The organism is Streptacidiphilus melanogenes (assembly GCF_000787835.1).
In the GTDB taxonomy this organism is placed as follows: domain Bacteria; phylum Actinomycetota; class Actinomycetes; order Streptomycetales; family Streptomycetaceae; genus Streptacidiphilus; species Streptacidiphilus melanogenes.
This window is the reverse complement of the sequence record NZ_BBPP01000098.1, coordinates 1-5,431: the sequence shown is the minus strand read 5'-3', so window position 1 is coordinate 5,431 and position 5,431 is coordinate 1. Positions and strand designations below refer to the sequence as shown.

Genomic DNA, 5,431 nt, shown 5'->3' with positions numbered 1-5,431 from the left:
TGACATCGGTGCGAATCGTCATGTCGGGATCCCTTGGTGCGGTGGGGCGAGGAAGGTCAGTGCAGGCGGCCGGTGACGGACTCGGCGGCGGCCAGGGCACGGCCGTCGGCGACGTACTGGACCGCGGCCTCGATCTCGGGGGCGAGGTAGCGGTCGGTGCCGGGGCCCTGGACGTGCTCGCGCAGGCCGGCGCGGACGGCGTCGGTGGCCGGGGCGGGCGTGAGCGGGGCGCGCAGGTCCAGCGCGCGGGCAGCGGTGAGCAGCTCGATCGCGAGGACGCGGGTGAGGCCGTCGACGGCGCGACGCAGCTTGCGGGCGGCGGACCAACCCATCGAGACGTGGTCCTCCTGCATCGCCGAGGAGGGGATGGAGTCCACCGAGGCGGGCGCGGCCAGACGCTTGAGCTCGGAGACGATCGCGGCCTGGGTGTACTGGGCGATCATGTGGCCGGAGTCGACGCCCGGGTCGTCGGCGAGGAAGGCAGGCAGGCCGTGGCTGCGCGCCACGTCGAGCATCCGGTCGGTGCGGCGCTCGGCCACGGACGCGATGTCGGCGACGGAGATGGCGAGGAAGTCGAGCACGCAGGCCACGGGCGCGCCGTGGAAGTTGCCGTTGCTCTCGACGCGGCCGTCGCGGGTGACGACGGGGTTGTCGACGGCGCTGGCGAGCTCGCGGTCGGCGACGACCTCGGCGTGGGCGAGGGTGTCGCGGGCGGCGCCGTGGACCTGCGGGGTGCAGCGCAGCGAGTAGGCGTCCTGGACGCGGGTGCAGTTCGCGGGGTCGCGGTGGCTGGCGACGATGGCCGAGTCGGCGAGGACGGCGCGCAGGTTGGCGGCGCTGGCGGCCTGGCCGGGGTGCGGGCGCAGGGCCTGGAGGTCGGCGGCGAAGACGGCGTCGGTGCCGAGCTGCGCCTCGACGCTCATGGCGGCGGTGATGTCCGCAATGGCGAGCAGGCGGTGCAGGTCGTGGGCGGCGAGGACGAGCATGCCGAGCATGCCGTCGGTGCCGTTGATGAGGGCGAGACCCTCCTTCTCCCGCAGCACGACCGGAGTCAGGCCCGCGGCGGCGAGCGCCTCCCCGGCCGGCATCTGCGTGCCGTCGGCGTCGCGCACCTCGCCCTCGCCCATGACGGCGAGCGCGCAGTGGGCCAGCGGCGCGAGGTCCCCGGAGCAGCCGAGGGAGCCGTACTCGCGCACGACCGGGGTGATGCCCGCGTTCAGCAGGTCGGCGTACGCCTGGGCGGTCTCGAGACGGACGCCGGTGCGGCCGGTGGCGAGGGTGGACAGGCGCAGCAGCATCAGCGCGCGGACGACCTCGCGCTCGACCTCGGGCCCGGAGCCCGCGGCGTGGGAGCGGACGAGGCTGCGCTGGAGCTGGGCGCGGAGCTCGGTCGGGATGTGCCGCGTGGCCAGCGCGCCGAAGCCGGTGGAGACGCCGTAGTGCGGGGTGACGTCGTCCGCGAGGTCCTCGATGACCTTGCGGCTCTGCCGGATCTCCTCCTGCGCGTCGAGGGAGAGCTCGACAGCGGCCCCGAGGCGGGCGACGGACACGACTTCGTCGGCGGTGAGGGGGCCGACCCCGATGAGCACCTTGTTCATGGCATCCATGAAGCACCAGGTCAGCAACCCTTCAATAGGGGTTTGCCGAGGCTTGTGTCTGGTATCCCAGACATTTCACGGCTCAGATGTCTGGGATCCCAGACGCTTGCGGGGATACGCTGCGGCCATGTCCATCGTGCCCGCGGCCGCCCAGGTGCTGGCCGTCCTCAGGTATCTCGCCCGGCAGGCGGCACCGGTCCCAGCCGCCGCGATCAGCCGCGACGTGGGCCTGCCGCGCTCGACGACGTACCACCTGCTCGACACGCTCGCGGCCGACGGCTTCGTCGTCCACCTGCCCGAGGAGCGGCGGTACGCGCTCGGCGTCAGCGCCTTCGAGCTGGGCTCCGGGTACGCCCGGCAGGCCCCGTTCCAGCGCCTGGCCCGGGTGCCGCTGGCGCGGCTGGTGGACGGCACAGGCCACAACGCGCACCTGGCGGTGCTGCACGGCCGGGAGGTGCTCTACCTGATCGAGGAGCGCGCGCCGGGGCGGGCGCCGCTGGTCACGGAGGTGGGCGTACGGCTGCCCGCTCAGCTGACCGCGAGCGGGCGGGCCATGCTGGCACTGCTGCCGACGGCGCAGGTGCGGGCGCTCTTCCCGGACGCGGCCGCGTTCGTCCAGCGCACGGAGGTGGGCGGGCCGCGCTCGCTGACCGCGCTGCGCACCCGCCTGGTGGAGGTGCGGCGGCGCGGCTACGCCACCGAGGAGGGCGAAGTCACCCTCGGCTTCTCCTCCGTGGCGGCAGCGGTGACCGACCGCGCGGACCATCCGGTCGCGGGCGTGGCGGTCACCTTCGAGAGCGGGGCGCTGGACGCGGAGCAGCGCGAGGAGCTGGCCCAGGCGGTGACCCGCACGGCACGCGAGCTCTCCCGCAGGGTGGGCGGGCGCTGACGCGGCGGCGCCTGTCCAGCGGGCCTCCTCGTGTCGGACCGGCGTAGGGTCGATCGTGGGCCCCGATCCACGAGGGGGTGCTCATGGCAGCCGCACCCGGTCTGACCGAAGCGCACCGGCGCGCGCTGGAGCGGATCCGGCAGCGCGAGGACGCGGCGTTCCGCGCGCGGGTTCCGGCGTCGGCGGCGCTGACCGAACGCGGCCGGGCGTGGATGCCCGGCGGGGTGCCCACGCCCTGGATGGCCGGCTTCTACCGGACGCCGACGCTCTGGGTCGCCCACGGCAGCGGGTCTTCGTTCACGGACGTCGACGGCAACAGCTACCTCGACTTCAACGTCGGCGACATGTCGACCGTCCTCGGCTACGCGCATCCACGGCTCACCGAGGTGGTCGCCGCCCAGGCCGCCCGCGGCGTCCAGCTGTTCCTGCCCTCCGAGAGCGCCCTCGCCGTGTGCGAGCAGCTGCGGCTGCGCTTCGGGCTGCCCAAGTGGCAGTTCACCCTCTCGGCCTCGACGGCCAACACCGAGGCGCTGCGGATCGCACGGGTCGCGACGGGTCGGCAGGGAGTGCTGCTCTTCGCGGGCAAATACCACGGTCAACTGGGCGAGACGCTCTGGGCCGAGGCGGGCACAGACTCCGACACCCGGGCGCCCGTGCCCGAGGGAACCGGCCTGGGCGCTCCACCGCCGGATCTCGACATCGTCGAGTTCAACGACCTCGACGCCGCGGAGCGGGTGCTCGCGCGTCGCCGCTGCGCCGCCGTGCTCGTCGAGGGCGTACTCACCAACTGCGGCACCGTGCTGCCCCTCCCCGGCTTCCTGCCGGGCCTGCGGGAGGCCTGCGCGCGCCACGGGACCCTGCTGGTGATGGACGAGACGCACACGCAGTTCGACGTCTACGGCGGTGCGGTCGCCCACTACGCGTTGAGCCCCGACATGGTGACCGGTGGCAAGGGCATCGCCGGCGGCATCCCCATCGGCGCCTACGGCATGACAGACGAGCTGGCCGAGCTCGTCACGGAGCAGCTGGGCGACGAGCTGGGTCAGACGGTCGGGATCGCCCTGGGCGGCACACTCTTCGCCAACGCGCTGTCCATGGCCTGCGCGGAGGTCGTCCTGACGGAGCTGATGACGCCGGACGAACACGAGCGGATCGGCCGGCTCGGCGCCCGCCTGGCCGACGGCATCGAGGCATGCGCGGGCAAGCACGACCTGGCCTGGCGCGCGCACCGGTTCGGCGCCCGGTCCGGTTACTGCCTGCGCACCGAACTGCCCCGCAACGCCCACGAGGCGCACGAGGACCTCGACCCGCTGTTCATCGACACCCGGCGGGTCTTCTTCGCCAACCGAGGGATCTGGGACGCGATCGCCTCGTCGGGTCCGCATGCCGGCTTCGCTCATGACACCGCCGACATCGACGCCTATCTCGCCGTGCTCGACGCCTTCCTCGACGAGATGTGCGCCGCCTGACCGCGGTGCCGTGCTCGGCGGTCGGCGCGAGGCGGCGCGGCCCGGTTGATCGGTTCTCAACCGGGCCGCCGCAGTTCACTTCCCGTCAGTTCAGTTCCAGGGGGTGCAGACGACGTTCCCGGCCATGTCCTGGCCGCAGGCCCGCACCCAGAAACCCGGCCCGTCGTACAGCGGGGTACTGTCGGCGCCCGCGGTGACGGCGTTGAACTGACCGTTCACACAGGTCTCGCGGACCTGCCCGTCCCAGGTGCGCTGGGTGGGATCGGTGGTCTGGTCCTCCCAGACGCAACCGCTGAAGAAGTCCTGCCAGCGGATCTCACCCCAGGTGTGGTCGTGCCCGTCCAGGGTGAAGACGTGCAGCGTGACGGTGGCCATGCTGCCATATCCGTGCAGGGTCAGCCGATCAGCCGGCGCGGCGCCGGCGGGACCGGCCGTACCGAGGGTGATCCCCGCGGTGGCGGCCAGCAGGGCGGCCGTCGCCGCGACGAGTCGGGTTCGGGTCATCATGGGTGTGCGGGTCCTTTGCTCTCTGGCGGTCACTCGTAGAGGTGGTGGCCCCGGACGTGGGCGGTGTCGACGGAGTCGTCGACGGCCTGCTTCGTTATGGCCTTGGCACCGTCGTCGATGGCGTGCTTGGCCACGTACCGGCGGAAGGGATTCGCCCGGAGCCACTCCCCGATGCTCTTGACCCACCTGCCGAGCACGACGGTGGTGACAGCCGCACCCAGCCAGGCATTGGCGAGGCCGAGCGCGTGGTTGACCGGGTCAGCAGCGGCTCGCGGCTGAGCGTGACCCGTCATCCACTCGTCCCATTGGTCGGTCTGTCCGAAGGGGCCGAAGGCCTTCCTGATGTCATTCAACTTCCCCGGCAGGGAGTTGACGTTGTCCTGGTTGGCCTTGTACGCCTTGGCCTGTTCGTCGCCGTGGTCAGTCGGGCCGCCCGGGTCCGCGCCTGTCCCGTTCGGGTCCACCCGCGGATCGCCGCTGTAGTCCTTCCCGATGGCCTTGTCGAGCTTGTTGCCACCGTTCAGGAGGTCGTCCGCGTCACGACCGGCACGGAAGAAGTCGTCCGCCTTGGAGCCGAGCTTGGCCGCCAGACCGACGCCCTTGCCGAGGGGCACCACCGACACCACGCCGAGGCCGCACCGCAGGTCGATCGAATCGGTGCAGTGCCAGATGTCGGGCAGCGGGTTCAGGTCCTCGGCCACCGCCATGGTCGGCTTCTCAAGGTACTTCTGTGCCGCGTTGTTGGTCGTGTCGAACAGGCTGTTCCAGGCGCAGCTGATCGGGAACCAGGGATCGCAGCCGTCATCCAGACCGGTCGGGTCGCTGGCACTGACCGGATCGTCGCCCGCGTAGGCGTAGCCACCCAGGGACTGCGGATCGTCGGCCTCGAAGAGCGGGTCCACGGAGATGAAGCGGCCGGTGGTGGCGTCGTACTTGCGCGCACCCACATCGACCAGGCCCGTCGACGC

Annotated in this window: 5 protein-coding genes; 2 read left to right on the top strand and 3 right to left on the bottom strand. The window is 72.3% G+C overall.

Translation table 11 applies throughout. The features are described from left to right. Window positions 1–56 precede the first annotated feature (56 nt). Window positions 57–1,598 (bottom strand): histidine ammonia-lyase, encoded by a 1,542-nt coding sequence (hutH, locus tag TR49_RS39365; protein WP_201776287.1) that lies wholly within the window; start codon window positions 1,596–1,598, stop codon window positions 57–59. Between the two features lie 127 nt (window positions 1,599–1,725). Between hutH and TR49_RS39360 the strand changes: the two genes are divergently transcribed. Together TR49_RS39360 and TR49_RS39355 are read left to right on the top strand one after the other, a co-directional pair. Continuing rightward, a complete protein-coding gene (locus TR49_RS39360; RefSeq protein ID WP_042391280.1) occupies window positions 1,726–2,487 on the top strand; it encodes an IclR family transcriptional regulator in 762 nt (253 codons plus the stop codon). Between the two features lie 83 nt (window positions 2,488–2,570). Next, window positions 2,571–3,956: an aminotransferase class III-fold pyridoxal phosphate-dependent enzyme gene (locus tag TR49_RS39355; protein WP_052435005.1), complete on the top strand. Its 1,386-nt coding sequence runs from the start codon at window positions 2,571–2,573 to the stop codon at window positions 3,954–3,956. Between the two features lie 90 nt (window positions 3,957–4,046). Here the strand turns inward: TR49_RS39355 and TR49_RS39350 are convergent, their stop codons facing one another. Together TR49_RS39350 and TR49_RS39345 are read right to left on the bottom strand one after the other, a co-directional pair. Continuing rightward, entirely contained in the window at window positions 4,047–4,463 is a 417-nt protein-coding gene (locus TR49_RS39350) for a hypothetical protein (RefSeq protein ID WP_042391278.1), read from the bottom strand. A 29-nt stretch (window positions 4,464–4,492) separates the two neighbouring features. Next, window positions 4,493–5,431, bottom strand: a 939-nt coding sequence (locus TR49_RS39345; protein ID WP_042391276.1) for an RHS repeat-associated core domain-containing protein, incomplete at its 5' end; no start/stop codon positions are given.

Bases quoted from the DNA above. Each gene is read 5' to 3' on its own strand.
- TR49_RS39355 (WP_052435005.1), top strand. From the start codon at position 2,571: ATGGCAGCCGCACCCGGTCTGACCGAAGCGCACCGGCGCGCGCTGGAG.
- hutH (WP_201776287.1), bottom strand. From the start codon at position 1,598: ATGAACAAGGTGCTCATCGGGGTCGGCCCCCTCACCGCCGACGAAGTC.
- TR49_RS39360 (WP_042391280.1), top strand. From the start codon at position 1,726: ATGTCCATCGTGCCCGCGGCCGCCCAGGTGCTGGCCGTCCTCAGGTAT.
- TR49_RS39350 (WP_042391278.1), bottom strand. From the start codon at position 4,463: ATGATGACCCGAACCCGACTCGTCGCGGCGACGGCCGCCCTGCTGGCC.